General features: G+C 59.3%; 1 protein-coding gene and 1 pseudogene. Both read left to right on the plus strand.

All coding sequences use genetic code 11. The features are described from left to right. Positions 1-120: 120 nt before the first annotated feature. The gene (locus IVB46_RS37925) at positions 121-1,155 is read left to right on the plus strand and encodes an IS110 family transposase (protein ID WP_247344886.1); all 1,035 of its coding nucleotides are present in this window, start codon (positions 121-123) and stop codon (positions 1,153-1,155) included. A gap of 256 nt (positions 1,156-1,411) precedes the next feature. Then, positions 1,412-1,519, plus strand: a pseudogene (locus IVB46_RS37930) (IS110 family transposase); the annotation flags it as partial. Positions 1,520-1,781 lie beyond the last annotated feature (262 nt).

The raw sequence follows: 1,781 nt of genomic DNA on the forward strand, positions 1-1,781 counted from the left end.
CTAGATGCCGTAATGGGCCCGGCTCCGAGCAAGGGGGGATGATGGTGGCTGTCCCCCGATAGATGATGCAACGGGGTCACGACTTGAGTTGCCCCAAGCATCTGGAGACGGAGGACAGCCGTGGAGAAGTATGCCGGAATTGACGTGTCGTTGGAACTCTCGAGCGTATGCATTGTGGATGCCCAGGGTACGATCCTGAAGGAGGCGAAGGTCGCGAGTGAACCCGACGCCCTAGTCGAATTTTTCGAGACGCTTGGCTTTGCAGTGAATCGGATCGGGCTGGAGGCTGGACCACTGTCGCAATGGCTGCATGCCGGGCTGCAAAGAGTAGGATTCGAGACGGTCTTGCTGGAAACGCGGCATGTGAAGGCAGCATTGTCAGCGATGACGGTGAAGACTGATCGCAAGGATGCACGCGGGATTGCCCAGTTGATCCGGATGGGATGGTTCCGCGCGGTGCACGCAAAGTCGATAGGGGCTCAGGAGATTCGAGCGCTACTGGTCGCGCGCAAGCAGCTTCTTGGGCGACTTATCGATGTGGAATTAAGTATCCGCGGGATTTTGCGTGGCTTTGGGCTGAAGGTTGGCCCGGTGACGCGGAAGAATTTCGAAGCGCGGATCCAAGAGTTGGTTGCGGGTCAGGCGACATTGGAGCGCATTGCCACAGCGATGCTTTCGGCGCGATCGGCCTTGAAGGCAGAGTACGGAAGGCTACATAAGGCCGTGCTGGCAATTGTGCGTGACGATGCGGTTTGTCGCCGGCTCATGACAGTGCCGGGCGTTGGTCCCCTGGTGGCTGTCACCTACAAATCGGCGATTGATGATCCTCATCGCATCGTGAAATCGAAGGCAGCAGGCGCGCTATTCGGGCTCACGCCAAAGAAATACCAATCAGGAGAAAAGGACGTCACGGGCGGGATCACGCTGGCCGGAGACGAGATAGTGCGCACGGTGTTGTATGAGGCTGCCAACGTTCTGCTATCGCGCATCACGCGGTTCTCAAAACTCAAGCGTTGGGGGATGGACGTCGCCAAGCGGCGAGGTTCGAAGCGCGCAAAAGTTGCTCTGGCACGTAAGCTCGCAGTGATCCTGCATCGGATCTGGGTCGACGGCACAACTTACCGATGGACCGAAGCGGGGCCGATCGCGGCATAGAAGACGTGGAGGAGATCAAGAACGCAACCGGGCTGAACTGAAGCCCAGTGCCCGAAGTCCCGTCGCCGGGACGGTGGATCCGGTGAAGCCGTTACACGCCCAGTGGCCGTCATCTGACGAACCACGCGTATCTAGATAGGCTCACCGCTCCCTCTGACAGCATGATGTGGCGGCCAGGCGTTGACCACGGACAGAAGCATGAGTTCGGCGGCGTGACGTTCACTCGGGAGGCTTGACATCATCGGGCCCATTACAGAAGCGCGCAAAAGTTGCTCTGGCACGTAAGCTCGCAGTGATCCTGCATCGGATCTGGGTCGACGGCACAACTTACCGATGGACCGAAGCGGGGCCGATCGCGGCATAGAAGACGTGGAGGAGATCAAGAACGCAACCGGGCTGAACTGAAGCCCAGTGCCCGAAGTCCCGTCGCCGGGACGGTGGATCCGGTGAAGCCGTTACACGCCCAGTGGCCGTCATCTGACGAACCACGCGTATCTAGATAGGCTCACCGCTCCCTCTGACAGCATGATGTGGCGGCCAGGCGTTGACCACGGACAGAAGCATGAGTTCGGCGGCGTGACGTTCACTCGGGAGGCTTGACATCATCGGGCCCATTACAGAAGGGC

The organism is Bradyrhizobium sp. 61 (genome assembly GCF_023073075.1).
In the GTDB taxonomy this organism is placed as follows: Bacteria; Pseudomonadota; Alphaproteobacteria; order Rhizobiales; family Xanthobacteraceae; genus Bradyrhizobium; species Bradyrhizobium barranii.